The following is a 24,133-nucleotide window of genomic DNA, read 5'->3' on the forward strand; positions in this document are numbered from 1 at the left end:
GAGACGGTCGTCACCGCCGGGTGGCGGACCGGCCGACGATCAGGCGCTGCACCACGACGAACACGAGCAGCAGCGCGCCCACCGAGATGCGGGTCCACGACTGCTCTGCGCCGAGGAAGGAGATGATCGTCCGGATGAGGCCGTACACGAAGACGCCGATGAGCGACCCGGCGACGAATCCGCTCCCGCCCGTCAACAGCGTGCCGCCGATGACGACGGCGGCGATCGTGTCGAGCTCGGTGCCGATGCCGTTGAGCGGGTACCCCGCCCCCGAGTAAGCCGTCAGCACGATGCCGGCGACGCCGGCGCACACTCCGCTGATCACGTAGACCAGCAGCCGGGTGCGCACAACGGGCAGACCCATGAGCCGCGCCGACTGCTCACTGCCGCCGATCGCGTACACCGTGCGTCCGAACCGGGTGTAGCGCAGCACGAGCGCCGCCAGCAGGACGGTGAGCAGCGCCAGGATGCCGGTGGGTGTGATGTACCAGTCGCCCACGGCGAGGCGCGTCGACTGCAGCCACAGCAGCCCGTCGTCCTCGACCTTGATCGACTCCAAGCTGACCACGAAGGCGAGACCCCGGGCCAGGAACATCCCGATGAGCGAGGCGATGAACGGCTGGACGTCGAAGAACTGCACCAGCACCCCGATCAGCAGCCCGATCGTCCCGCCGATGGCGATCATGGCGGGAACCGCGACCGCGACGGGGATCCCCTCCGACAGCAGACGGGCGCACAGGATGCCGGTGAAGGCCATCACCGCGCCGACCGAGAGGTCGATGCCTCCGGTCAGGATGACGAAGGTCATCCCGACGGCGAGGACGAGCAGGTACGCGTTGTCGAGCAGGATCGACGACAGGATGCGCGGCAGCTGGAAGTTCGGGAAGTTGATCATCGCGCCGACGATCATCACGACGAGGATCGCGGCGGCCGCGAACACCGGCACGAGGGCGACGTGGCGCGACAGGAAGCGGTGCCAGGGGCTGAGCGTGCGCTCGTGTGCGCGGGGCGGGGCGGTCAGCGAGGTCATGAGAGCACCTTTGCGTCGGAGCGGGGCGAGGTCGATCGCGCCGAGGAGCGAGCGCCGGCGGCGAACCAGCCGCGCACGCGGCGCGACTGCAGCAGGACGACGACCAGCACGGCCGCGGCCATGAACACCGGGCTCACCGCCGGCGGCACACCCAGGAAGGTGATGGTCGTCTTGAGGGTCTGGATGGTGAACACGCCCACGACGGTGCCGGCGAGGGTGAACTTGCCGCCCGCCAGCGAGGTGCCGCCGAGGACGACCGCGAGGATGGCGTCGAGCTCGATGTACATGCCGGCGGCATTGGCGTCCGCCGCCATGATGTTCGAGCTGTACAGGATGCCGGCCACGCCGGCGAGCGTGCCGCTCGCGACGTACGTGCCCCAGATGATGCCGCGTGAGCGGACCCCCGCAAGGCGGCTCGCCTCCGGGTTGATGCCCACCGCCTCGGTGAGCATCCCCAGGGCGGTGCGGCGCTGGGCCAGCGCGACCACCGCGATGGCCGCGAGCGAGACGCAGAAGGCGAACGGCAGGCCGAACACGTAGCCCTGCGCCATGAACTGGTAGGGCTCACTGTTGATCGTCGTGATGAAGCCGCCCGTGATCAACAGCGCGACGCCGCGCCCTGCGAGCATGAGCACGAGGGTGGCGATGATCGGTTGGATGCCGAGGACGGCGACGAGGAAGCCGTTCCAGACTCCCAGGACCAACGAGGTGCCGACAGCGGCCGCGATCGCCAGGGCGACGACGCCGAGGCTGCCGGGCTCGGGTGAGGCCTCGATGATCGTCAACGCCACGGCTCCCGAGACGGCCATGATGGCGCCGACCGAGAGATCGATGCCGCGCGTGGCGATGACGAGCGTCATGCCGAGGGCGACGAGCATGAGCGGCGCGCTGTTGCGCAGGATGTCGATGAGCGAGCCGTAGAGCTGCCCGTTCTGCACCGTGACGCTCAGGAACGATGGTCGCGACACCGTGTTCACGGCGATCAGCGCCACCAGGGCGAGGATCGGCCAGACGAGCCGGTGGGTGATCAGCTTCTTCACGCGATCTTCTCCTTACCCGAGGAATTCTCGGAGTCGCCTTCGGCGATGAAGGCGACCAACGTGTCGACGTCCACATCCTGCGTCATGAGCTCGCCGATCTTGCGGCGATCGCGCAGCACGGCGACGCGTTGCGCGATGCGCAGGACCTCTTCGAGCTCGGACGAGATGAAGACGACCGCCAGCCCCTGCGCGGCGAGCTCGGCCACCTTGCGCTGGATGTCGGCCTTCGCACCGACATCGATGCCGCGCGTGGGCTCGTCGAGGATCAGCAGCTCGGGCGCCGTGGCGAGCCAGCGCGCCAGCAGGACCTTCTGCTGATTCCCGCCCGAGAGGTTGCGGACGAGTGCATGGGGATCGGCCGGCCGCACGCCCAGGGCGGTGAGGTATTCGCTGACGATGGCGTCGCGTTCGCTCTGCGGAACGCGGCGGAGGGCGCCGCGTCGGGCTTGCACGCCCAACACGATGTTCTCGGCGACGGTGAGGTCGCCGACGACACCCTCGGAGCGGCGGTCCTCCGACGAGAACGCGATGCCGCGATCGAGTGCGAGGCGGGGCGTGGTGAGGCGCGTCGGTGCTCCGTTGACCTCGATCGTGCCGGCATCCGATCGGTCCGCGCCGGCGAGCAGCCGTGCCAACTCCGTCCGTCCCGAGCCCAGCAGGCCGGCGAGGCCGACGATCTCACCGGCGTGGACATCGAGATCGGCGGCCTCGATCACGCCGCGGCGTCCGATGCCGGTGGCCCGCAGGACCGGCACCGCGGTGCGATCGATCTCGCGTTCGGCGGTGGACGAGAGTGCGTCGAGCGCGCTGAGCTCGCGCCCGATCATGCGGGCCACCAGCGCCTCGCGGCCGAGCTCGGCGATCGGGTACTCGCCGACGAGCCCGCCGTTGCGGAGCACCGTGAGGCGATCGGAGACCTCGTAGATCTGGTCGAGGAAGTGCGAGACGAACAGGATCGCGACGCCGCGGTCGCGGAGCCGTCGCATGACGGCGAAGAGCTGCTCGACCTCGCCGCGGTCCAGGCTCGACGTCGGCTCGTCGAGGATGAGCACGCGCGTGTCGATGACCATCGAGCGGCTGATGGCGACCAGCTGCTGCACCGCGATGGAGTGGCTCGCCAGGACGGATCGAGTGTCGATGTCGACGCCGAGCTCGGCGAGGTGACCCGCCGCGGCCGTGTGCGTGGCGGCCCAGTCGATGCGGCCGCCGCGGCGGACCTCGTGTCCCAGCATCACGTTCTCGGCGACCGAGAGGTTGGCGCAGAGGTTGACCTCTTGGTAGACGGTGGAGATGCCGGCGGCTTGCGCGTCGGCGGTGCTGCGGAACGAGCGCTCCTCGCCCGCGACGACGATGGTGCCGTCGTCGATGGCGTACACGCCGGTGAGGGCCTTGATCAGCGTGGACTTGCCGGCGCCGTTCTCGCCCATCAGGGAGTGGACCTCGCCCCCGTAGAGGGTGAGGTCGACGGCGTCGAGGGCTTTCACCCCCGGAAACTGGATGGTGATCCCGCGCATCGCGACCGCGACCGGGCGTTCAGTGGTCATCATCGACCCGCTTTCTGGAGTGGGGGTGGCGGCCGTTGCTCCGGCCGCCACCCGGTGTCGGATCAGTAGGGGCGGCTGTCGAGGACTTCCTTGGCCTGCTCCTGCGTGAAGCTCTGGTCTTCGACGATGTACTGCTTGTCGACCGTCTCTCCGGCCAGCACCGACTTCACGACCTCCGCGGTCTTCTCGCCCAGCAGCGGGTTGCATTCGACGATGAAGTTGAACTCGCCGTCGGCCAGGGCGGTCATGCCGTCCTTGACGGCGTCGATGGTGACGATCTGGATGTCGGTCCCGGGCGTCATGCCCGCCGCCTTGATCGCGTCGAGTGCGCCGAGGCCCATGTCGTCGTTGTGGGCGAAGAGCATGTCGATGTCGGAGCCGAACTTCTGCAGGAAGCCCTCCATCACCGTCTTGCCCTCGGCGCGGGTGAAGTTGCCGGTCTGCGAGTCGAGCACCGTGATGTCGCTGCTCGCGATGGCGGCGTCGAACCCGGTCTGCCGGTCGGTCGCTGCGGACGAGCCGGTGGTGCCCTCGAGGATCACGAGGTTGGCCGGCTCGGCGCCGACGGTCTCGGCGACCCATTCGCCCGCGGTCTTGCCCTCCTGCTCGAAGTCGAGGCCGACCCAGCTGGCGTAGAGGTCCTCCGACGCCGACACGGTGCGGTCCTCCAGGATGACGGGGATGCCGGCATCCTTGGCCTCCTTCAGCACGTCGTCCCATCCGTCGCTGACGATGGGTGCCAGGACGATCGCGTCGACGCCCTGGTTGATGAAGCTGCGGACGGCGGCGATCTGCGCTTCAGGCTTGTTGTCGGCGGCGTTGAAGATCAGGTCGAAACCGTTCTCGGCCGAGAAAGCCTCTTTCATGGACTCGGTGTTGGCGCTGCGCCAGCCGCTCTCGGAGCCGGTCTGTGCGAACCCGACCGTGATGACGTCGTCACCGCCCGAGCCGCCGGGTGAGCTGGAGCTCGCGCACGCGGTGGCGCTCAGCGCGACCACGCCGAGCATGGCGACAGCGGTGATGACGGACTTCACCTGGGACATCGGAAACCTCCTCGTTTCGTCCGGCAACGTCGCCGGATCTCTGATGCGTGTCTGCCTTGCGGCGACGCTCGAATGTTAGCGCTCACATTCCCGGTGCTGTCAAGAGTTCTCCGTATCACGAATGGGCAACGGCGGGCCCGGCAGTGCATCGCGACGCGCGAGGAACCGCTCGCGAGGTGAGCGCTCACACGGCGCTCACGCGCACCGTTGCGGGTGGACTGGCCGCGCGCGTCTACCTCATTCGCCGCGGGAACGCGAGTGGGTGCACGCGCGGATCGACGCGATCTACCGTGTGATGACCGGGATGAACCGTCCCGGCATCCGGGCATACAGCCCCGGACGCAGATCGAGGGAAGGGGCCGATTATGGGACTCGACGACAAGATCAAGAACGCCGCTCAGGACGTTGCCGGCAAGGCGAAGGAAGCCACCGGCAAGTCGACCGACAACGAGCGTCTCGAAGCCGAAGGTCACAAGGACCAGACCGCCGCCAACGTCAAGCAGGCCGGCGAGAACGTCAAGGACGCCTTCAAGTAAGACGCTCCTTCGCGCGAACACCCCGGGTCATCTCGACCCGGGGTGTTCTGCGTGTGCGGGGGTGACGGCGCCCGCGATACCGCACCACCGCTGCCCGAGGCAAGCGGGCGGCGCCCGCGACTGCCGCTCGGGAACACTGGAGTATGGCCTTCATCGGATACCACGCTTCGCACGAACAACTCGCGCCCAGCGCGCTGCTGGATGCCGTGATCGCTGCCGAACGGGTGGGGTTCGACGGCGCGTTCAGCGCCGATCACATCTCGCCGTGGACACCGCAGCAGGGGCATTCCGGGAACGTCATCGCCTGGCTCGGCGCGGCCCTCGCGTCGACGCGATTCCCGATCGGCTCGGTCGCCACGCCCGGACAGCTCCACCACCCCGTCCTCAGCGCGCACGCCATCGCGACGCTGTGCGAGATGTTCCCCGGACGGTACTTCGCCGCCCTCGGCAGCGGTGAGCTGCTCAACGAGCACGTCACCGGCGACCCGTGGCCGTCCAAGGACGAGCGCACCGCCCGACTCGGGGAATGCGTCGAGGTCATGCGGGGACTGCTCGCCGGAGAGACGGTCACGCACGAGGGACGCGTCCGTGTGCACGAGGCGCGGCTGTGGAGCCTGCCCGCCGGACCGACGACCCTGATGGCGACGGCCGCGTCGCCCGAGACCGCGCGGTGGGCCGCCGGCTGGGCCGATGGCCTCGTCACCGTGGGGACCGAACGCGCGCAGGTCGCCGAGATCGTCGACGCCTACCTGGATGCCGGCGGGCTCGGGCCGACCTGTCTGCAGGTGCACATCTCGCTCGCCGGGTCGGTCGACGAGGCGATCGCCGTCGCCCGGGACCAGTGGGTGCACGGCGTCGTCGCCCCGCCCGAGGCGTGGGACATCGCGCAGCCCGAGGAGTTCGCGGCGCGGGCGGGCAACCCGACCGACGCCGAGCTCGCCGAGCACGTCATGATCGCCGAGGAATCGGCCGAAGGCATCGCCGCGCTCGCCGACCGCCTCGGCGACCTCGTCGATGCCGGGTTCGACCGGTTGTACATCCACGAGATCGCACAGGACCAGCGCGCCTTCCTCGGCGAACGCGCGACCCGCCTGCTCGCCGCCCTGCGGGAACGCTTCAGCGGGTGAAGGTCTCGACCCGGTCGCCCGACCAGACGATCAGGATGTCGTCGAGCGCGGCGACCGCGGTCGGGACGGCGGGATCGGCCGCGTCGAGGCATCCCGCCGGGGTGACGGCGTCGTCGTCGTCGATCCACGCCAGCGCGAGACCGTCGGCGCAGGCCTCGGGGTCGACGCGGGCGACAGCGGTCGATCGGCCCAGCACGTCGACGGCGACGACCTGATCGACGGGCAGCGGCGTCCACGGGGCCGACCCGACGCGCACCTGCGGTACGCCGTCGCACACGAGAGCGGTCTGCTGCGAGCCGATGCGGATGCTGCTCGGTGCGGGGCACGGCAACGGCACGTCGCCGCCGGGCGTCACCAGCACGGCGGGAGCGTCCAGCGAGGGATACGTCGCCTGCTCGAGCAGCTCGGGGTAGAGCTCCCAGAAGTTCCCCTGCGTGAAGGTGCGCAGCCACTCCGCCTCGCACCCCGCGAGGTCGACGACCATCTCGGCCTCCGTCCCCGAGAACCCGTAGAGCGCGCGGACGCGCTCGATGCCGCGGTAGCGCGGCGTCACATCGGCCCAGGTCTGCCCGGCATCGTCGGAGCGCTCGACGAGCGGTTCCTCCCCGTCGCAGGCGCCGGCGGTGGCGCGCCACAAGGTGCCCTCGGAGGATTGGGCGAGGAACCGTTCACCCGCGCCGGAGGTCGCCGGCAGCGGCGGCGCATCGCTCGGCGTCGCGGACGGGGGCGGGGTGTCGGACCCGCGGAACGAGAAGCTCGGCACCGGAGCCGGCGTGGCGGCGGCCGGGTCGAGGCTGGTGTCGCGCTGCAGCGCGAGCACCGTGAGCGCGACGACGGCGAGCGCGAGCCCGACCACGGCGACGACCGCCAGCGCGCGCGCCGCCGGCGAGGCGCTCAGGTCAGGCCGCGCCATGACGCGTCATCCCTCGGACGTTCCCGCACGGCCGGGGTCGTTCGCGGCGCGGCTGCGGAAGCCGAGGTCGCTCAACGTCGGTGCCGGCTCGGTCGCCACCGGAGCGGACGCGGCGGACCCGCGTCGACCGCGCGGCGGCTTGGCCTTCTTGGCCTTCTTCGTCTGCGTGGCGGGGGCGCTCCGACGTGCGGCTCGCTCCTCGTTCTCACGCTCCGTATAGCCGTAGCCGTACCCGTACCCGCCGTAGTAGGCGTCGGGGCCGCGAGTGGGGACCATCGTCAGGACGATGCCGGCGACCTTCGCGTCGACGGTCTGCAGTGCATCGACCGCGCCCTTGAGCTGGTGACGCGTCGTCCGGCCCGAGGCGACACCGACGATCGCGCCGCTCGTGGCGCGTGCGAGGATCGCGGCGTCGGTGACCGGCAGCAGCGGGGGAGCGTCGCAGAGCACGACGTCAAAGTCGCGCTCGAGCACCTCGAGCAGCTTGTGCATCTGCGGTGAGGCGAGCAGCTCGCTCGGGTTCGGCGGAATCTTGCCCGACGGCAGGACGTACAGGCTGCGGCCACCCCACGGCTGCATGACATCGCCGAGACGCGCCCGTCCGATGAGCACGTCGGTCAGGCCCGCGCCACCCTCGAGGCCGAGGTACTCGTCGACCTTCGGCTTGCGCAGGTCGGTGTCGAGCAGCGCGACCTTCTTGCCCGCGTCGGCCAGGGCGATCGCGAGGTTGATCGTCGTGGTCGACTTGCCCTCGCTGGGCACCGAGCTCGTCACGACGAAGCTCGCGCGGCCGCCCATGTCGAGGAACTGCAGGTTGGTGCGCAGCGCCCGGAACGACTCGGCCCGCGGACTCAGCGGGTCGGCGTGCACGATGAGCGGCCGCTCCTTGGCCTTCGGGTCGAACGCGATCGCGCCGATCAGGGGCGACTCGGTGACCTGCTCCACATCGCGCGAGTTGCGGATGCGGGTGTCGAGGACGGTCCGCAGCACGGCGATGCCGACGCCCAGCGCGAGGCCGACGAGCAGGCCGAGAGCGAGGTTCAGCGGCACATTGGGGCTCGAGGGGGTCAGCGCGGGCTGGGCGTCGCGAACGCGGGAGAGCTGGATGGGGCTCGCGCCCGAGTCGCTGGCCGGCTCGATCGCGGGGACCGCGGCCGACAGGCTGGCCGCGAGCGCGTTGGCGATGTCCGCCGCGGCGACCGGGTCGGTGTCTTCGACGCTGATCGTGATGAGCGTCGTGTTCAGCGCGGTGCTGGCGTTGACCTTCTCGGCCAGCTGGCCCGCCGTGATCCCGAGGCCGAGCTCGGCGATGACCGGGTTCATGACGATCGGCGTCGACACGAGCCCGACGTACGTGTTGATGCGCGCCTGGGCGAACGTCGACCCCTGCTGCAGCTCGGCGACACTGCCGGAGGTCTGCGTCGAGACGAAGACGGTGCTCGAGGATTCGTAGGTCGGAGTCCGGGTGAGCGAGTACGCGGCCGCGGCGCCGACGCCCACGAGCGTCACCGCCAGGATCACGATCCAGTTCTTCCGGAGAATGCGGATGTAGTCGGAGAGCTCCATGCTGCCCTTCGGTGCGCGCCCGGGGGGCGACGGCGGAAACTCGGATCAGTCTGCCACAGGCATGTTTCCGGTCTGCGTCAGACGTCGCCGTGCGGATCAGGCCGGTGTCTGCGCCACCGCGAGGCGGACCACCCGCGCGACCGCGTCGAGCGCGGGGTCGAGCTGCGCGCCCGACAGCTCGTACGTCGCCCACGACCGCCGGTACGGGTCGATGACGTCGTCGTCGGCGGGATCGGCCGGCGGCAGGACGAGACCCCGCTGCCCCGACACCGCGGCCAGAGCGCCGCGCAGGCGCCCCGCGGCATCCTGCTCCGGCGCCGCCGCCGCGGCCGTGAGCACGGCGGCATCCGACAGGGATCCGGCGAGGCGGGCGAACTCGCGGATGGTGAAGGCCACGCGCGAGCGCGCGGGGGCCAACTCGGCGACCGCGCGCCGGTGGTCGCGCGCCATCGCGAGCACGAGATCAGCCGAGGCCAGATGCGCTTCGGTGAGGAACCGTGCCCGGTGCTCAGCGGCGGCGGCGGCCGGGATGCCGCGTGCAGCGGCCAGTCGCTGCGCCTCGTCGGTCATCGCGTGGTCGGCGAGGCCGCGGGTGCCGGCGCTGACGACCGACACGCCCAGATCGGCGAGCCGCGTGCGCAGCGCGAGTGCGGCCAGCGGCGAGCGGCAGATGTTTCCCGTGCAGATCGTGACGATCTCGACCAAGGGGACCTCCGAAGACGGGGCGCCGGTTCCGGACTGCCGGGTAACGTGGGCGCGTGCACACCCACCCTAGCGAGCCGGTTCTGGCCCCCGTCGCGGCGGAGGAGCCGGGGCGCACCTCGGGGCGCCGCCGTCGTCGCACCGATTGGCGCGAGGGCGGCTCCACCGTCCGGACGTGGCGCGAGATGCTACTGGCCTGGGCGGTGCTCGGCCTCGGTGCCGGCGTGCTCGCCGGGTACCTCGTCGTCACCCTGCAGCCCACCGCAGCCTGGGCGGGATGGGCCGCGACGGGGCTGCTCTGGCTCGGGATGCTCGTGCCCATCGTCATCGCGTTGCGGCGTTCGCGCCCCGCGGGACTGCTGCGCTTCCGGGCGTCGGACGTGCTGCTCGGCATCGGGTTCGGGGCCATCCTGCGCTTGTGCCAGGGGCTCATCCAGCAGGCGGTCACGGGCGAGGCCGCGTTCCCGGGCATGGTGCTCATGGATGGCCGGCTGCCCGTGACCTGGTGGTTCACCGATGCCCTCGCGGCGGGCGTCGTGGGTCCGGTCATCGAGGAGTTCTTCTTCCGTGTCGTCCTGCTCGTGGCGATCTACACGGTGCTGCGGCGTCCCGCGGGTCATGTCGTCGCCGGACTGGCGGCGCTGCTCGTCTCGTCGGCGGTCTTCGTCGTCGTGCATCTGGTCGACGGCAGCCTCGGAGCCGACGCGGTACTGTCGATCGGCCTGGTCGGGGTCGTGTGCGCGCTGCTCGTGCTCGTCACCGGGCGCATCTGGCCCGCCGTCCTCGCGCACGTCGTCTACAACCTCGCCGGGGTCGGCCTCGTGCTGATCGGCACCTTCGCCGCGTAACGCGTCCACGGAGCCCGGCGGCGCGCTGGTAGCATCGCGCCGACATCAGGCGTACCCGACGGCTGAGTCGTTCAGGGGAATGCGCTGCCGGCGATGAGGATCTGGTGGAACGCGGTCACCGGTGGGGCGTTCTACACCCGCTGGAGCGCCGTGCTGTCGCTGCTCGTCGCGAGCGTGTTCTCCGTCCCCTCGATCGGCGGCACCGGGCCCGAGGACTATCTGCGCGGCGTCGTCGTCGCCGCCCTCGGCTGGGCCGTGCTGGCGGCCGCGCTCGTGCCGGCGGCCGTCGCCGAACGCATGCTGCGTGCGCGATCCGCCCGCGCCGTCGCGGTGCTCGGGTCGCTCGTCGCCGTGGCGACGTGTCGGTCGAGCGTGAACGACGCCGTCAGTGTCGCCCTCTTCGGCCTCGCGCCCCACGGCATGCCGGGGGCCCGCATCGCGACGAACCTCGTGACGGCGTTCGCGCTGCTGTCGATCGTCGCGGTCATCACCTCGCGCCACGCCGCCGCGCGCGCTGCCGCCCAGCGCCTGCGCGACGCGCTCGACCGCGTCGAGGTGGCCCGGGTCCGCAGCGAGCAGCGTGCGCGCGACGCCGCCGCTGAGATCTCGCGAGCCGTGGCGGATCTGCGAGACGCCCGGGAGCGGATGCTCGCCGGGCTCGTCGACTTCGACGCGGTGCGGGGGTTCGCCGAGCGGGTGCGCGCCGTCAGTCACTCGCTCGACCGGGGGCTCCGCGAGCGCGCCGAGACGCCGGTGCCCCGGCGGGCGGCGCCGGGACGGCCGCCCGAGCCGGCACCGTCCGTATCGCACCGCCTCGTCGCGCCGCCCTGGTTCAGCGTGGCGCCGCTGTACGCGCTGGCCTGCTTCCCGTTCGCGGTGGCGGCCGGGGGCGTCGGGGTGGGGCTGGGCGGCCTCGCCGGCGGCATCCTCGTCGACCTCCTCGCCGGACTCGCCACCCGACGCTGGGCGGCCCCACCCCGGGGTGCTGCGGTGTTCGTCGCCGTCTGGCTCGTCGCCGGCGTCGGCATGGCGGGCGTGACCTACGCGTTCCTGCCCGCCATCGGTACGCTCGGGCTCGTCCCGGTGCTCGCGGTGCCGCTCGTCGCCGCGCTCGTCAGCCTCTGTCGCGACGCCCTCGCCCGGGCACGCTCCGACGAGCGCCGTGCCACGACCGGACTGGCCGACGCCGCGCGCGACGCGGCCGCCGCCGACGTGCGCGCGCAGGCGCCCGTTCGCCGCGCGGTCGACATCCTCCATGGCCGGGCGCAGGGCGCGTGCGTCGTGTTCGCCGCGCGGGTCGATGACCGTGAGCCGACGCCGGACGAGGTGGCGGACTTCCGCGGCCGGACCGAGGCGGCCTTCGACGCGCTGCTCCATCCGCCCGAGACCGACACGGCGACCGCCCGCGATGCCCTCGACGGGCTCGTGGACGCGTGGCGCTCCGCCGTTGCCGTCTCGTGCCACGTCGAGCCCGACGCCGCCGCGATGCTCGCGGCGCTCGCGGCATCCGATCGCCTCGTCACGGCGGTGAACGAGGCGCTCGTCAACGCCGTGAAGCATTCCGGCGCTCGGACGGCGGTCGTCCGCGTCGACCGGGCGCCCGCAGGCGGACTGCGGGTGCGGGTGACGTCGCCCGGACGCCTGGCGTCCTCGCGCCGGTCGGGCCTCGGGACCCGTCAGCCCGGCATCCGGATCTTCTCCGACGGCGACGACGTGGTCTTCGAGATCACTGTCGCGGATGCCGTCGCGCCCGCCGCACCGCGGTCCTGACGCGCCGCACCGACGAGGGGACGGTGCCGCTGCCCACTACGGAGGTGGCGCGCGTCGGCTACGGAGGTCACGCGTTCCTGCGCGGCACCTCAGTGGTCTGACCACTGAACCCCGCCTCTTCTCGCGTGTGCGCACGTCCCTGCCTCCGAGGCTGGATCCCAGGTGCAACACGGGAACCCGGAGGATCGGCCATGAAACGACGCGATAAGAACGCGGACGCCACGTCCCGCTCGCGCGGCTCCGCACCGCACAGATGGCGGCGTCTCGCCGCCGCCATCACGACCGCAGCGGCGGTCGTCGGCGGCTCGCTCGTCGTCGCGGCGAGCGCCCAGGCGGCGACCCACACCTTCTTCGTCGACTCGCTCGACGGGTCCGCGTCCGCGGCGGGCGTCAACGTCGGCAACGGGGTCTGCGAGACGACCGCGGGGACGTGCACCATGCGCGCGGCGATCGAAGAGGCGAACGCGCTGAACCTGCCGAAAGGCTCGGTGACCATCACCGTCGCCGATGGACTCACCGGCAACATCGACGCCCTCAACGCCGCGGCTGCGCGCATGCAGAACTCGCGTGTGTCGAACCAGGACGCCGCGGCCCATTTCGAGATCACGGCACCGGTCATCATCGATCTCGACAACCGGGTGACGATGCAGACGAGCGCCGACACGGCGGCCGCGCTGTTCCACGTCAACGGGCCCGACGTCGAGTTCCGCAACATGCGGCAGATCCTCTCCGGCGAGACGTCGATCGTCACGGGACCGCAGACCCGCGGATTCCTGCTCGACGGTGGGGAGACCTCGACCGAGCGCAACTACTTCCCCGAGCGTTTCATGGTCATCCGCGAGGGCGCGAGTGACATCACCGTGCGCAACTACCGCATCCAGGGCTTCTATCACGCGGCGAACGCCACCGGCATCTTCTACGTCAACGCACAGAACAACACCCCGATTCGCAACGTCCGCATCGAGAACGTGCAGATCGCGTATCCCACCGCCACCACCTGCAACGCCTCGAACGGTTCGGGATGCCGGACGGACATCGTGCAGTTCCTGCCCCGCAATCGCAATGTCGTCCTGGACGGGTTCACCTTCACGAACTCGTTCGTGTCGAACCTGACGAACCGAGACGCGTTCCCCTTCTCGCGAGGCACCGCCGCCACCAGCGTCACGGCCTAGAACATCGACATCTCGAACAACAGCTTCATCAACGCACAGGGCTCGGGGACCGGGGTCAACAACGCCTTCATCACCCTGCCGTTCGGTCCGATGGCGGGAGAGAACCGCATCGTCGGCAACGAGTTCGTGCGCGCGACCAGCGGACAGACCTTCGCGATCTCGTGGAACGGCACCACCACCTCGGGCAGCGCCGGCAACCTGCGCATCGCCGAGAACTACTTCGACGGGTACAGCGCGACCTCGGTGTCGCTGACCAACACCGGCGATGTCACGGTCGAGAAGAACACCTTCGGTGCGCGAAGCGCGAGCCAGGCGCGGCCGGCGATCACAGAGGAGACGCGCACCGCTGCCACAACTCTCGTGGTCAACAACACCAATGCCAACGGCCAGATCGGCACGTGGTTCCCGACCTCCGACGCCGCGGTTCTGACCGGCGCGGCGCCGTCCGGGCTGATCCCGACGGTTTCGCCCCTGGGCGACGGTGTGCCCGTCTGCCTGGCCACGCTCGAGGTCAGCGCACCCACGAGCGGCAACATCCCCGCCGGGCCCGTGGACCTCGACGCGTACTGGACGGGTGACCGGACCGCGGAGGTGTACCTCGGACGTGCGGAAGCCGTCACCGGTGGCTCCGCGCAGATCGAGCTGCGGCTGCCGGTGGGACCGCAGACCTTTCCGACCACCGAGGTCGGAGGCTCGCAGCAGGTCACGATCGTCGACGACCAGACCGGAGCGGCCAGCGGGTACATCCGACTGCAGACCCGTTCCGCGACGGGCCAGACCTCGCAGTACTCGCGCATCGTCGGGTTCAGCGGGAACTGCATGCCCGCGCTCACCATCGAACAGGCTGAGGGCCAAAACGATCCGACCCTGGCCCGCGACCTCCACTTCACGGTGACGTCGTCGCTTCCGCTCGATCCCGCGTCGGTCTCGGCCGCCTCGCTCGACCTCGCCGCGTCCCCGGTGGACGAGACGATCGATGCGGAACGACTCAACCCGCGCGTGACATCGGTGACCGCCGTGGACGGCAGCGAGAACCGCGAGTTCCTCGTGGTCGCTCGCGTGGACGACTCCGCGCGCGTGGAGGCCGCCATTCCCGCTGAACGCGTGACCAGCGTCGGCGGATTGCCCAACCACGCCGCCGCGACCGGCGAGGACGACGCGATCGTCTTCATCAACCCGATCGCGGTGCGTCCGAGCGACTTCACCCTCGTCACCGGGGACCCGACCGGCCAGCAGTACGTGTTCGACCTGCGGGTGGGAGCCCCCGCCGTGGCATCGCCGCTGCTCTTCTCCTCGGAGTTGGATCAGGACGGCGTCAACCACGGCGTCTCCATCTCGCAGACCGATCCGACGATCGCCGTGGGCGAAGCCCGGTCGGAAGCCGTCCGAGTCGTCGCCGAGGCCGGGGACGTCGCGGCGAACACCCCGGTGTCGATCACGACCACGCTGCGCTCGGAGGACGCGAACTACGACCAGCTCGTCGTGCAGCCCGTCACCGTGCGTCTGTTCTCGACGGACCCCGCGATCCGCATCGACAAGCGCGCCTTCGTGGATGTCACCGATACGTCGTCCCCCGAGGCCATCATGGCCACGGGAACCGAGGCCTTCAGCGGCACGCGCCTCACCGATGGCCAGGCCGTGTGCTTCGTCTACACCGTGACGAACATCTCGTCCGACGACTGGACGACCGTTCTCGCCGATGTCGTCGTGACCGACACCGACCGGCGTCTGGGTGACGACGGTGTCATCGGGACGATCGGGAAGATCGAGATCGGGCAGAGCGCTCGCCTGTCGGCATGCACGTCGCTGATCCCGATCGACACCACCGTCGGCGGTCTCTCGTGACGGCGCTGCACGACCCGAGCGCCGAGGCGCCCCGGGAGCCCCGACGCTGGGCCGCCGGCAGCCGGCCCACCGTCGCCCTCGTGGCCGCCGGCGGGATCGGCGCTCTCCTCATCGGGGCAGGCGCGACGACGTGGGCGCTGTGGGCGGAGTCCGCTGTCTTCGCCGGGGGGCCGGTGACCGCGGGCGACCTGCAGATCTCACGTGGCGAGGGCACCTGGCGGCAGGTCACCCCGGGCGTTCCGACACCGGCTGCCGGTGCGCTCGCGGACGGGCCCGGTGACCTGATCACGATGCCGGGGGACGTGGTCGAGATCACCGTGCCGGTGAGTACCTATCTGCGTGGCGACAACCTGCAGGCCGCCATGACGGTCGAGGCCGGAACGTCGCTCGCGAGCGACATGCCGTCCGACGCGATCGTTGCGACGTACCGCGTGCAGAGTGCCGATGCGTCACTCTCATCGTCGGACGTCGCCCTCGGACACGCGGTCACCCTCCCGGGCCTCACGGGCAGCAACGAAGGCGCGCGGGCCGACTGGGACGTCATCGTGACGGTGCGCGTCGGTGGACCGTACGCGTGGGCGCCCGAGTCCGCCGCCGGGCCGCAGCACTGGACGCTCGACGACTTCGTGATCTCGCTCGATCAGGTGCGCGGGGTCGAGGTCGCAGCCGCGGGGGAATCGCGATGAAGAACCTCCGTCGTGTGACAGCGCTGACTGCGGGGGCCGCTGTGCTCTGCCTCGGCGGCGCCCTGGCCGCCCAGGCGCTGTGGGGCGCCGCGCTGCGCACCTCGGTTCCCGTGTTCCCCGTGGGGTCGGTGGCATTCGCCGCGTTCCCGAGCGATCGCCCGGACGCACCGCAGTCCTCGGAGGACGGAGAGGCTGTGTCGCTGCGCATCCCGGGTGCGTTGCTCGCGGAGATCATCGAGCCTCCGGAGGGCACGAGCAAGCCCGTCGTCTGGCGCTTCACCGCCCAAGGGTCGACGCCGGGGATCGCCGGAATGGATTACGACGTGTCGGTCCGGGAGCAGCTCGACGACGGTGCCACGCACGACCTGTCGTCGGGGCATGCATTGCCCGGCACCGTCCTCGCCGGCTCGACGATGAAAGTGTTCCGTGCGGGCCTGGGCGGCGACTGCTCGGCCATCCCGGAGACCCCGCCCCCGAACGAGGGTGAGGCTCCCCGGAACGTGCATGTCTTCGACGGTGAGGACGTGCGTCTGCAGGACCCCGGCGCCGGTGTCCCGGGAGCGATGACGACGCACGAGTGGTGCGCCGTCGTCGAGTGGAATCACGCCGACGACGGGCGATACCGAAACGACGTCACCGTCAGCGGCGTGGGCGAGAACGGAAGCGTGAACAACGGGATCGCCGCGTGGCACGCCGTCGTCGGCGTCCCGCCGGCCCTCGAGATGGCCGGCACGTATCTGGGACGAGCCGCGGCGGACGGCAGCGGCGAGAACGGAGCCCGCGTTCGCGCTGAGGGGGAGTGGTACGCCGACCTCTATCCCGATCCGTTCGGCGAGCCGGACATCGTCATCGCACTCCAGCCCGCCGTCACCAGTCCTTCTCCGGATGTCGCCGCCGGCGACTGACGGAATCCCGCCCTCGGCGGCGTCGACGAGCGCCGACCCGCCGATCTATCCCGCGCTCATCACCAAGGAGAGACAACAATCATGACGAACAACGATCAGATCATCGTGGTGGCCGAGGACAAGAAGCGCCGCCGCGGTGTCGTCTGGGTGGCGGCGGGTGCCTCCGCGCTGCTGCTCGGCGGCTCGACCTTCGCCCTCTGGTCGGCCTCCGACACCTTCTCGGGCGGCATGATCACCGCGGGCGATCTGAACATCGCGCAGCTGCAGGACACCTCGTTCTGGGACGTCTCGAACGACCGCGCGGATGCCACCGAGGTGGTGGGCGCGACCAACGGATCGCAGCCCGGTCACCAGATCGACGATGTCGACACCTGGCGCATCGCTCCGGGCGACAAGCTCGCGGCGTCGTTCGAGACCACGGTCACGCTCGAGGGCGACAACCTGGTCGCCCGCGTGGGCCTCGACGGACTCGACCAGCTCGAGTCCAACATCTCGGGCATGTTCTACAGCTACGAGGTCTACTACGGCGGCGAGCTGCTGGTGAACGAGACGGTCCTGCCGACGGGCGCCGACGCGCCGCTGCTGTACCTCGCCGCGCCCACCGCGGGACAGGCGAGCGGCCTCGACGATGCGACGAACGGCATCCTGGGCGACACGGCGGAGGCCGTGGACGGCGTCGCGGCCCAGACCGCGGTGTTCGGTATGCCCGGGACGACCGCGGACCTGAACATCGTCGTCTACGCCTCGTTCTACGAGGACGTCGACGGTGACTTCCGTTACTCCGACACCGACATCACGGTGACCGACCGCACCGACGTGACGGTCAGCGACACGATCGCCGATCTGACGCTCAACCTGACGCAGGTGCGTGACGCGGGCGCTCAGTTCAGCTGAACCGACGCGCTCCGGGTCGCATTCGACCCCGCGCAGCCCGCCGTGCCCGACGGCGGGCTGCGCGGCCCCGGCCGATGACCGGCACTCGATCCGCGAGAGGAGGAATGATGGCCGCCGAGCTTCGCACCCGACGGCGTCGCAGCATGCGACGGGCACCGACCGCGACGCCCTGGTACGACTCGCCCTGGCGGATCGCCGCGCGGGCCCTCTCCTCGGCCGCGATCGTCGTCGTCCTGACCGCCCTGGTCGCGCTCGTGGCCGTGCCACGCCTGACCGGCGGGGATTCGTTGACCGTGCTGTCCGGCTCGATGGAGCCGACGTTCTCGGCGGGTGACGTCATCGTCGTGAAAGGCATCGACGAGCGCGACGTGTGTTCCGCCGTCTCGATCGGGTCGATCGTCACCTTCTTCCCCGAGCCGAACGACCCCACTCTCATCACCCACCGGGTCATCGGCAAGACCATCGGCAGCTTCGAGGACGGCACCGACTGCCGCCTCATCACGCAGGGTGATGCCAACAGTTCCGCCGATGCTCCCGTGTCACCACAGCAGGTGCGGGGTGTGTTCCTCTTCGGGGTGCCCGGGCTCGGCTGGGCCCGCCACTGGGTCGCCGACAACCCCCTCATCTTCGCCGCGGGCATCGGTGCCGTCGTGATCGGATGGATGCTGTTCGCGCCACGCCGTTCCCGCTCCACCGTCATCACCGTGCCGCGGCCCGCGGGATCCGAGCGTGACCGCACGCCACCGGTTCCGAGCGTGGCCGAGACAGCTGTCGACACGGCCCTGCGCGAGCGGGAGATCGCCCTCCGTGAGCGCGAGCTCGAGCTGCGCGAGCGCGAACTCGAGCTCGCCCGGCACCGGCTCGGCGTGCCAGTGGGGCCATCGCCGACGCACGGCTTCGCCGCCGGCGACGTTGACGCCCCCACCGTCGACGCGATCGAACAGCTGCTTCGCGGCGCCGCACCGGACGCGACCGCCTCGTCTTCCTCCCCGACCCGACTTTGGAGCGAGCAATGACCGCCTCCCGTGTTCCTGCCCCGGCTCGCGTCGAGCCCCCGATACCGATCGCCTCCGACGGGCTCAGCCCTCGCGGGCGGGTGATCGCCGCCCTGCTCGCCGCAGCGCTCCTGCTGGCCGCGACCGCCGGTGCCGCTGCCGCCGGCGCGCTGCCGACCCTCGGCGCCCGCGCGACCGTGGCAGCCGGCGACGGCGGGGCAGCGCCCACCGCCGAGCCGCGGGGCGCTGAGCCCATCGCCAGTGGCGGGCAGGGGACACCGGTGATCGAGGCGCGCTGGGACGGTCCCGCCATCCACCTCGATTGGCGCGGCGTCCCCTACGCCCGCGCGGAGACCAGCTTCATCGGCGACCGGGTCGCCGTCCCCGGCGACCGGACCGTGCGGACCCTGGATGTCGTCAACGCCGGTCCCGCCGCCGGAATCATGACCGTCACGATGGACTTCGACGAACACATCCCCGCGGGAGCGAACAATCCGCGCCTGGGCGACGACATCACCATCTTCTGGGAGGTCGCCGGCGTCACCGGACGGCAGAACTTCTCCACCCTCGCCGCCGACCGACGCGTCGAGATCGCCGAACTCGCCCTCGACCGCGCCGAGTCGGCGCAGATCACCGTCGGATTCGAGATGCCTCGCGAGACCGAGGGGTCGCGCTCCCTCGACGCCGCGTCCACTCTCCTGCGCTTCGACGTGGGGGTCGAGATGCGCGGCGAGGCTGCGGCCGGTCCCCGACCGCCCGGACTCGCTGTCAGCGGAGGGCAGCTCGCCCTCGCCGCCGTCGCGGCCGCCGTCGCGCTCACCCTTGTCGGACTGCTCCTTCTCGCCGCCCGTCGCCGCAACTCGCGGTGCGGCGACTGCGACCGGTCCATCCGCTCGGACGAGCCGACGATCACGGTGCGCGCGCCGGACCGCCGGACGGACGTGCTGTGCGTCGAGTGCGCGCGCGACGCGGTCATGATCTGAGGACGAAAGTGGCGCAGAATGCGGCCGAACCCCGCTGCTAACGTGAGGTTTTGGCTGTGCTCGCACCGCACGAGGAAGGGGTGCGCATGAGAGGACGGGAACGCAGCCTCGCGAAGGCCATCGGCCTGATCGAGTCGGGGCGCAGCATCGACGTGGTCGGCGCCCGGGGCAGCGGCCGCAGCGCATTCTTCACGGCGCTCAGCACGCAGATGAGCGAGCGCGGGTGGAGCGTTCTGTTCATTCGGGGTGTCGCTTCCCTGCGTGCGAGTCCGTTCGCAGCGATCGCGCTCGCGGGCGTCGTTCAGACACCGCCGCCGTCGCGCATGGACGGCGTCGCCGAGCGGGTCGCGCATCAGCTGATCGAGAGGGTCCGCGACCAGCGCGCCGTGATCTTCCTCGACGACTGGAACGATCTCGACGAGTCATCGTGGGGTGTCATCGAGTACGTCCGGGGGGTCACCGGAGTGCCCGTCGTGATCTCTCGACTGCTGGGGCTGCGTGCGCGCCAGACGCCCAGTGGGCTGTCGGCCTCGACGATGGCTCATACGTCTGCCATCGACATGCTGCCGTTGCGCTTCGAAGACCTCGACGACGTCATCCGCGCGTACCTCGGGGGTCCGGTCGATGCCGCCACCTCGCGGCGGATCTACGCGAAGTCGGGAGGAAACGTCGGTCTCGCGCTGGCGATCGTCGACGCGACGGTCCGGGACGGGCGGCTCAACAAGCTGGACGGCGACGTGTGGACAGCCGTCGGAGAACTCTGGAGCCCCGCTCTGCGGTCGGTCGTCGAGATGCATCTCGAAGACCTCGGGTCGGAGGCACGCGATGCGGTCGAGATCATCGCGATCATCGGCAACCCCGACCTCGAGACCGTGCGACGGCTCGTCGACTGGGAGACCCTGGAGTTCCTCGAGGAGCGCGCGATGATCGCCTTCGTGCGCGCCGTACCGAGCAACCTCGTCTCGGTCATCCCCCCGCTCTTCGTGAGCTACTTCCGACACGAGCCGCTCACCGCGCGCCGCATCCGCCTCACCGAGAGGATCGCCGCCACGCTCGGCGACGGGTTCGAGTCCGCGGAGGGGCTGGGCGAGTGGGGTGGCGCGCAGGTTTCCGAGACGCGCGACGCGCTCTTCGCGGGCATGCTTCGCGAGAACGCCGCCACCCGCCGCCTCGTGGCGGCGTACGAATGGGAGAAGAACCCGACCGTGCGCACCGCGACCGGCTACATCGCGGTGCTGTCGCAATCGGGCCAGAAGCAGTCGGCGGCGACGATCGCCCGCGTGCTCGCGGAGACCGATGCGCACAGCGGCGATGTCGCCTCGCGCGCGGAGTACTGCCGGCTACGGGCACGGTGGACGGCGTACGGCCTCGGCGATGTCGACGGGGCGATCGCCCTCCTGGACTCCGAGGCCGCGGAGCTGTCGAGTTTCGGCCGCATCCTCGACGCCACCCGCATCTCGATCCTCGCCGACCTGCGGTCGGTGCCGACCGGGTTCGAGGCCGAGCTCGACGTCGCGGACGGACTGCCGATCCCCGTGCAGCTCGCCCTGCTCGAGGCGCAGGTGCATGTGCTCACCCTCGTCGGTCGCCTGCGGGAAGCGCAGGGGGCGTTCCGCGAGCTGCGTCGGCTCGACCCCCACCGGGAACGCTTCGAGGCCCGTATCCTCGCGAGCGTCGCGCAGTTGGCGAGCGGCGCGTTCGAGACCGGATACCGCGACCTGCTCAACGGACTCGACGAGGCGCGCGGCGCTCTCGATCTCGACGCCTTCCGGGCGTTCTCCTGCGGCGCCGCCTATGCACGCCTCCACGCCGGAGACACGCAGGAGCTGGGGGACCTCATCGACGTGGCCCTCTCGACGGGTGCGCTCGCGCCGCTGCCGCCCGGCGGACGCGCGATGATCCTCGTGGCCGGGGCGATGCTCGCGGCCGGTCGAGGGCAGGTGGCGCTGTGCGCGAAGTACCGGACCCTGGCGCGGCAGGAGAGCGTTGTGGGCGGCGCATTCCCCGGGCAGTCGCTCGCCTGGATCGACGCCGCCATGGCCACCCTCGAGGGGCGGCCCGAGGATGGCGCAGCCCTGCTCTGGGACGACGCCCTCTCGTTACGGCGCCGGGGCGCCCTCTTCGCCGCGCAGCTCGGGATGCTTGCGGCGACCGAGATATCGCCGACGCCCGAGCGGTTGGCTGAGGCGCAGCGCGTCCTGGACGAGGCCCCCGACACCGTCGTCCTCCGAGCTCAGGCCGACTACCACGTCGCCGTCGCGAACCGGGATGCGTCGGCGTTGCGCGACGCGGGGGTGGCGCTCGAGCGTTATGGGCGTTTCGGCATGGCCGTGGCTGCCTACCGCACCCTCGGCGGCTGGGCGGCGGAGGATCAAGACCGGGCGGCCGAGGCCGAGGCGGCGCGCCTCGAGCGCGGGGTGGTCACCCGGCGCGGGAACCGGCCGGTGAACGCCATTCGCTTCGCGGCGGACGCGACGCGGCTCACCAAGCGAGAGCGGCAGGTGGCCGACCTCGTCGCGGCAGGGATGAACAACCAGGAGATCGCCTCGACGCTCGTCGTGAGCGTGCGGACGGTCGAGAGCCACGTCTACCGCATCATGCGAAAGCTCGAGGTCGGCTCTCGCGAGCTCATCGGTCCGCGCTTGGCGGGCGTCAACGGCTCGGCGTGACGGCCTCAGCCGACGGCATCCGCCTGTCCCGCGGCCGGCTCGGACAGGTCGCCGGGTAGGCGGAGAGGCAGCGAGACCGTCATGGCCGTACCGCCCGCCGCCGAGGCGCCGACGCGGATCTTGCCGCCGTGGGCGACTACGGCGTTCCGGACGACGGACAGCCCGATGCCGAACCCCTGGATGGCGTTCTCGCGGGCGAAATCGGTGCGGTAGAAGGGGTCGAAGATCCGGGAGCGCTCCGCGGCGGTCAGGCCCGGTCCGCTGTCGCTGACGGCGATGTGGATGCCGCTGTCGTCGATGCGTTGGCCCACCACGACCGCCGATGAGGGCGGGCTGAACTTCACGGCGTTGACGAGCAGCTCCTCGAGCGTCTGCCGGATGCGGACGGGATCGAGCACGACCCGATCGGCCGTCGTGCCGATCTGCTGGATCGAGCTGCCGCGTCGTTCCGCCCGCGGCGTCACCGCGCGCACCGCCGAGCCGATGATGTCGCTCAGCACCACGTCGCGCGGTGAGATCGGGCTCTCGGACGAGGCCGCCGCGAGCAGCTCGTTCATCCGGTCGCGCAGCACCAGCACGTTCCGCTCGATCATCGACAGGTATCGCGCCGCGGCCGGGTCGGCGCCGCCGACGTGCTCGGTGAGCAGGTCGAGGTAGCCCGTGACGCTCGTGAGCGGCGTGCGCAGCTCGTGCGACACCGTGCGCAGGAAGTCCTGCCGGATCTGCGCGGCATCCGCCATCTCGGTGACGTCGTAGGCCGCGACGAGGGTGCCCAGCAGGGTCCCGTCCGCGCGGCGGACGCTGTCGGCGTCGGCGATGATGGCCCGCTGCATCGCCGGGGGACCCACCCACTCGACCGCGTTGCTGATCCGGTCGCCGCGCAGGGCCCGCGGGATGAGCTGATCGTGCGGCGGCACCGGGGTCATCCGGTCGGCGGCCAGCACAGCGTCACCGGCGTACGGCGGCTCGTCGAGCGAGAAGCCCATGGCCTGCGACAGCTCTTCGGCGGTGCGGTTCGCCAGCAGCAGGCGTCCCCGGCCGTCGTAGAGCACCACGCCGCTGCGCACCGTGTCGAGGACGGTGCGCAGCACGAGCTCGTTGTCGTGGGCGCGGGCCAGGGCGCGGGCGCGGGCGTCATGCGCTGCCCGGAGGCGCGCGGCGTTGCGGCGCAGGTGCTGCGCGGCGAGGTTGACGATCACCGCGATGGCGAGGATGAGGCCGGGAAGCGTGACGACGTTGACCCAGTCCAACGCGGTCTCGGGCCACGAGCCGCGCACGAGGAACGGAAGCGAGGTCATGAGGGCGGCGCCGCCCACCGCGGCGATGAACGCCACCGGTGGGAAGGCGTACGCGATCCACAGGATCGGGAAGATGGCGAGCATCGTGACGGCGGGCAGCAGCGCGCGCAGCTCCGTGCGCAGCAGCGCGACGGCCACGATGTCGACGACCGCGACGACGATCAGCCACGTCGGCGAGAAGCGCTCCCAGGGGATGAAGACCGCCGCGATGGATGCCGTGAGGATCAGCAGTGCCGCGATGACGACGAGGGGCGCCGACAGCGCGTCCGGCACCGCGATGGCGAGGCCGGTGAACACCAGCAGCGTGCCGATGATGAACGGCAGCTGCGCGCGCATGAAGACGCGGAGGCGCCCTCGGCGTGCGCGCGCCATCTGGAACAGCGGCATGGGTCTTCCTCTCCGGTCCGGTCGGTGTATCCGAGATCGAAGAGCAGCCCCGGGGGAATGAGGTGCGGCTTTGATAACGTCAGCCGATAGCGTACGCTGTCTCTTTGGTGCCTGCTGCCAACAGGCCTGGCGCCACGAACGTGAGCCCTCCACTGGCGTGTTCTCTGCGGAGAACCACCC

The 24,133-nt window shown here is 71.0% G+C and carries 20 protein-coding genes; 12 read left to right on the forward strand and 8 right to left on the reverse strand.

All coding sequences use genetic code 11. From position 1 onward, the window contains the following. Window positions 1-10 precede the first annotated feature (10 nt). The 4 genes from PUW82_RS14550 to PUW82_RS14565 form a co-directional block, all read right to left on the reverse strand. Window positions 11-1,030 (reverse strand): ABC transporter permease subunit, encoded by a 1,020-nt coding sequence (locus PUW82_RS14550; RefSeq protein WP_274223038.1) that lies wholly within the window; start codon window positions 1,028-1,030, stop codon window positions 11-13. After that, window positions 1,027-2,070, reverse strand: a complete 1,044-nt coding sequence (locus tag PUW82_RS14555; protein ID WP_274223039.1) for an ABC transporter permease — start codon at window positions 2,068-2,070, stop codon at window positions 1,027-1,029. The genes PUW82_RS14550 and PUW82_RS14555 overlap by 4 nt, the downstream gene beginning before the upstream one ends. Next, window positions 2,067-3,614: a sugar ABC transporter ATP-binding protein gene (locus tag PUW82_RS14560; protein ID WP_274223040.1), complete on the reverse strand. Its 1,548-nt coding sequence runs from the start codon at window positions 3,612-3,614 to the stop codon at window positions 2,067-2,069. The genes PUW82_RS14555 and PUW82_RS14560 overlap by 4 nt, the downstream gene beginning before the upstream one ends. Window positions 3,615-3,676: 62 nt before the next feature. Next, window positions 3,677-4,657, reverse strand: a complete 981-nt coding sequence (locus tag PUW82_RS14565) for an ABC transporter substrate-binding protein (protein ID WP_274223041.1) — start codon at window positions 4,655-4,657, stop codon at window positions 3,677-3,679. Between the two features lie 365 nt (window positions 4,658-5,022). Here PUW82_RS14565 and PUW82_RS14570 point away from each other — a divergent pair, with 365 nt between their 5' ends. Further along, window positions 5,023-5,193 carry a CsbD family protein gene (locus tag PUW82_RS14570; protein ID WP_274223042.1) on the forward strand — a complete coding sequence of 57 codons (171 nt, stop codon included), beginning with the start codon at window positions 5,023-5,025 and terminating at the stop codon, window positions 5,191-5,193. A 143-nt stretch (window positions 5,194-5,336) separates the two neighbouring features. Then, on the forward strand, window positions 5,337-6,320 hold the full coding sequence (locus PUW82_RS14575) for an LLM class flavin-dependent oxidoreductase (protein WP_274223043.1): 984 nt from the start codon (window positions 5,337-5,339) through the stop codon (window positions 6,318-6,320). Here PUW82_RS14575 and PUW82_RS14580 read toward each other — a convergent pair. From PUW82_RS14580 to PUW82_RS14590, 3 genes are all read right to left on the reverse strand, one after another. After that, complete coding sequence (locus PUW82_RS14580; RefSeq protein WP_274223044.1) at window positions 6,310-7,233, reverse strand: hypothetical protein; 924 nt, start codon at window positions 7,231-7,233, stop codon at window positions 6,310-6,312. The two genes, PUW82_RS14575 and PUW82_RS14580, sit on opposite strands and share 11 nt — an antisense overlap. A gap of 6 nt (window positions 7,234-7,239) precedes the next feature. After that, window positions 7,240-8,799 (reverse strand): tyrosine-protein kinase domain-containing protein, encoded by a 1,560-nt coding sequence (locus PUW82_RS14585; RefSeq protein WP_274223045.1) that lies wholly within the window; start codon window positions 8,797-8,799, stop codon window positions 7,240-7,242. 96 nt (window positions 8,800-8,895) lie between these two features. Then, a complete protein-coding gene (locus PUW82_RS14590) occupies window positions 8,896-9,504 on the reverse strand; it encodes an arsenate reductase/protein-tyrosine-phosphatase family protein (RefSeq protein WP_274223046.1) in 609 nt (202 codons plus the stop codon). A 53-nt stretch (window positions 9,505-9,557) separates the two neighbouring features. Between PUW82_RS14590 and PUW82_RS14595 the strand changes: the two genes are divergently transcribed. The 10 genes from PUW82_RS14595 (at window position 9,558) to PUW82_RS14640 (ending at window position 22,268) form a co-directional block, all read left to right on the forward strand. After that, window positions 9,558-10,349, forward strand: coding sequence for a CPBP family intramembrane glutamic endopeptidase (locus tag PUW82_RS14595; RefSeq protein ID WP_274223047.1), 792 nt, complete (start codon window positions 9,558-9,560; stop codon window positions 10,347-10,349). A gap of 93 nt (window positions 10,350-10,442) precedes the next feature. Further along, entirely contained in the window at window positions 10,443-12,119 is a 1,677-nt protein-coding gene (locus tag PUW82_RS14600) for a hypothetical protein (protein ID WP_274223048.1), read from the forward strand. Window positions 12,120-12,310: 191 nt separating this feature from the next. Then, complete coding sequence (locus tag PUW82_RS14605; protein ID WP_274223049.1) at window positions 12,311-13,291, forward strand: hypothetical protein; 981 nt, start codon at window positions 12,311-12,313, stop codon at window positions 13,289-13,291. Window positions 13,292-13,381: 90 nt separating this feature from the next. Next, on the forward strand, window positions 13,382-15,136 hold the full coding sequence (locus PUW82_RS14610; RefSeq protein WP_274223050.1) for a hypothetical protein: 1,755 nt from the start codon (window positions 13,382-13,384) through the stop codon (window positions 15,134-15,136). Continuing rightward, window positions 15,088-15,822, forward strand: a complete 735-nt coding sequence (locus PUW82_RS14615) for an alternate-type signal peptide domain-containing protein (RefSeq protein WP_274223051.1) — start codon at window positions 15,088-15,090, stop codon at window positions 15,820-15,822. The genes PUW82_RS14610 and PUW82_RS14615 overlap by 49 nt, the downstream gene beginning before the upstream one ends. A gap of 14 nt (window positions 15,823-15,836) precedes the next feature. Beyond that, window positions 15,837-16,727 carry a hypothetical protein gene (locus tag PUW82_RS14620; RefSeq protein ID WP_274223052.1) on the forward strand — a complete coding sequence of 297 codons (891 nt, stop codon included), beginning with the start codon at window positions 15,837-15,839 and terminating at the stop codon, window positions 16,725-16,727. A gap of 81 nt (window positions 16,728-16,808) precedes the next feature. Further along, a complete protein-coding gene (locus PUW82_RS14625; protein ID WP_274223053.1) occupies window positions 16,809-17,621 on the forward strand; it encodes an alternate-type signal peptide domain-containing protein in 813 nt (270 codons plus the stop codon). A 107-nt stretch (window positions 17,622-17,728) separates the two neighbouring features. After that, window positions 17,729-18,637, forward strand: coding sequence for a signal peptidase I (locus tag PUW82_RS14630; protein ID WP_274223054.1), 909 nt, complete (start codon window positions 17,729-17,731; stop codon window positions 18,635-18,637). Then, window positions 18,634-19,599: a hypothetical protein gene (locus tag PUW82_RS14635; RefSeq protein ID WP_274223055.1), complete on the forward strand. Its 966-nt coding sequence runs from the start codon at window positions 18,634-18,636 to the stop codon at window positions 19,597-19,599. The genes PUW82_RS14630 and PUW82_RS14635 overlap by 4 nt, the downstream gene beginning before the upstream one ends. An 86-nt stretch (window positions 19,600-19,685) precedes the next feature. Next, on the forward strand, window positions 19,686-22,268 hold the full coding sequence (locus PUW82_RS14640) for a helix-turn-helix domain-containing protein (RefSeq protein WP_274223056.1): 2,583 nt from the start codon (window positions 19,686-19,688) through the stop codon (window positions 22,266-22,268). A 5-nt stretch (window positions 22,269-22,273) separates the two neighbouring features. On the opposite strand, the gene PUW82_RS14645 is transcribed toward PUW82_RS14640, so the two are convergent. Then, entirely contained in the window at window positions 22,274-23,953 is a 1,680-nt protein-coding gene (locus PUW82_RS14645) for a sensor histidine kinase (protein WP_274223057.1), read from the reverse strand. Window positions 23,954-24,133 lie beyond the last annotated feature (180 nt).

Origin of the sequence: Microbacterium thalli, assembly GCF_028737325.1 — a bacterium.
GTDB lineage: Bacteria > Actinomycetota > Actinomycetes > Actinomycetales > Microbacteriaceae > Microbacterium > Microbacterium thalli.

Bases quoted from the DNA above. Each gene is read 5' to 3' on its own strand.
- PUW82_RS14550 (WP_274223038.1), bottom strand. From the start codon at position 1,030: ATGACCTCGCTGACCGCCCCGCCCCGCGCACACGAGCGCACGCTCAGC.
- PUW82_RS14560 (WP_274223040.1), bottom strand. From the start codon at position 3,614: ATGACCACTGAACGCCCGGTCGCGGTCGCGATGCGCGGGATCACCATC.
- PUW82_RS14565 (WP_274223041.1), bottom strand. From the start codon at position 4,657: ATGTCCCAGGTGAAGTCCGTCATCACCGCTGTCGCCATGCTCGGCGTG.
- PUW82_RS14570 (WP_274223042.1), top strand. From the start codon at position 5,023: ATGGGACTCGACGACAAGATCAAGAACGCCGCTCAGGACGTTGCCGGC.
- PUW82_RS14575 (WP_274223043.1), top strand. From the start codon at position 5,337: ATGGCCTTCATCGGATACCACGCTTCGCACGAACAACTCGCGCCCAGC.
- PUW82_RS14580 (WP_274223044.1), bottom strand. From the start codon at position 7,233: ATGGCGCGGCCTGACCTGAGCGCCTCGCCGGCGGCGCGCGCGCTGGCG.
- PUW82_RS14585 (WP_274223045.1), bottom strand. From the start codon at position 8,799: ATGGAGCTCTCCGACTACATCCGCATTCTCCGGAAGAACTGGATCGTG.
- PUW82_RS14600 (WP_274223048.1), top strand. From the start codon at position 10,443: ATGAGGATCTGGTGGAACGCGGTCACCGGTGGGGCGTTCTACACCCGC.
- PUW82_RS14605 (WP_274223049.1), top strand. From the start codon at position 12,311: ATGAAACGACGCGATAAGAACGCGGACGCCACGTCCCGCTCGCGCGGC.
- PUW82_RS14610 (WP_274223050.1), top strand. From the start codon at position 13,382: ATGGCGGGAGAGAACCGCATCGTCGGCAACGAGTTCGTGCGCGCGACC.
- PUW82_RS14615 (WP_274223051.1), top strand. From the start codon at position 15,088: ATGCACGTCGCTGATCCCGATCGACACCACCGTCGGCGGTCTCTCGTG.
- PUW82_RS14625 (WP_274223053.1), top strand. From the start codon at position 16,809: ATGACGAACAACGATCAGATCATCGTGGTGGCCGAGGACAAGAAGCGC.
- PUW82_RS14630 (WP_274223054.1), top strand. From the start codon at position 17,729: ATGGCCGCCGAGCTTCGCACCCGACGGCGTCGCAGCATGCGACGGGCA.
- PUW82_RS14635 (WP_274223055.1), top strand. From the start codon at position 18,634: ATGACCGCCTCCCGTGTTCCTGCCCCGGCTCGCGTCGAGCCCCCGATA.
- PUW82_RS14640 (WP_274223056.1), top strand. From the start codon at position 19,686: ATGAGAGGACGGGAACGCAGCCTCGCGAAGGCCATCGGCCTGATCGAG.
- PUW82_RS14645 (WP_274223057.1), bottom strand. From the start codon at position 23,953: ATGCCGCTGTTCCAGATGGCGCGCGCACGCCGAGGGCGCCTCCGCGTC.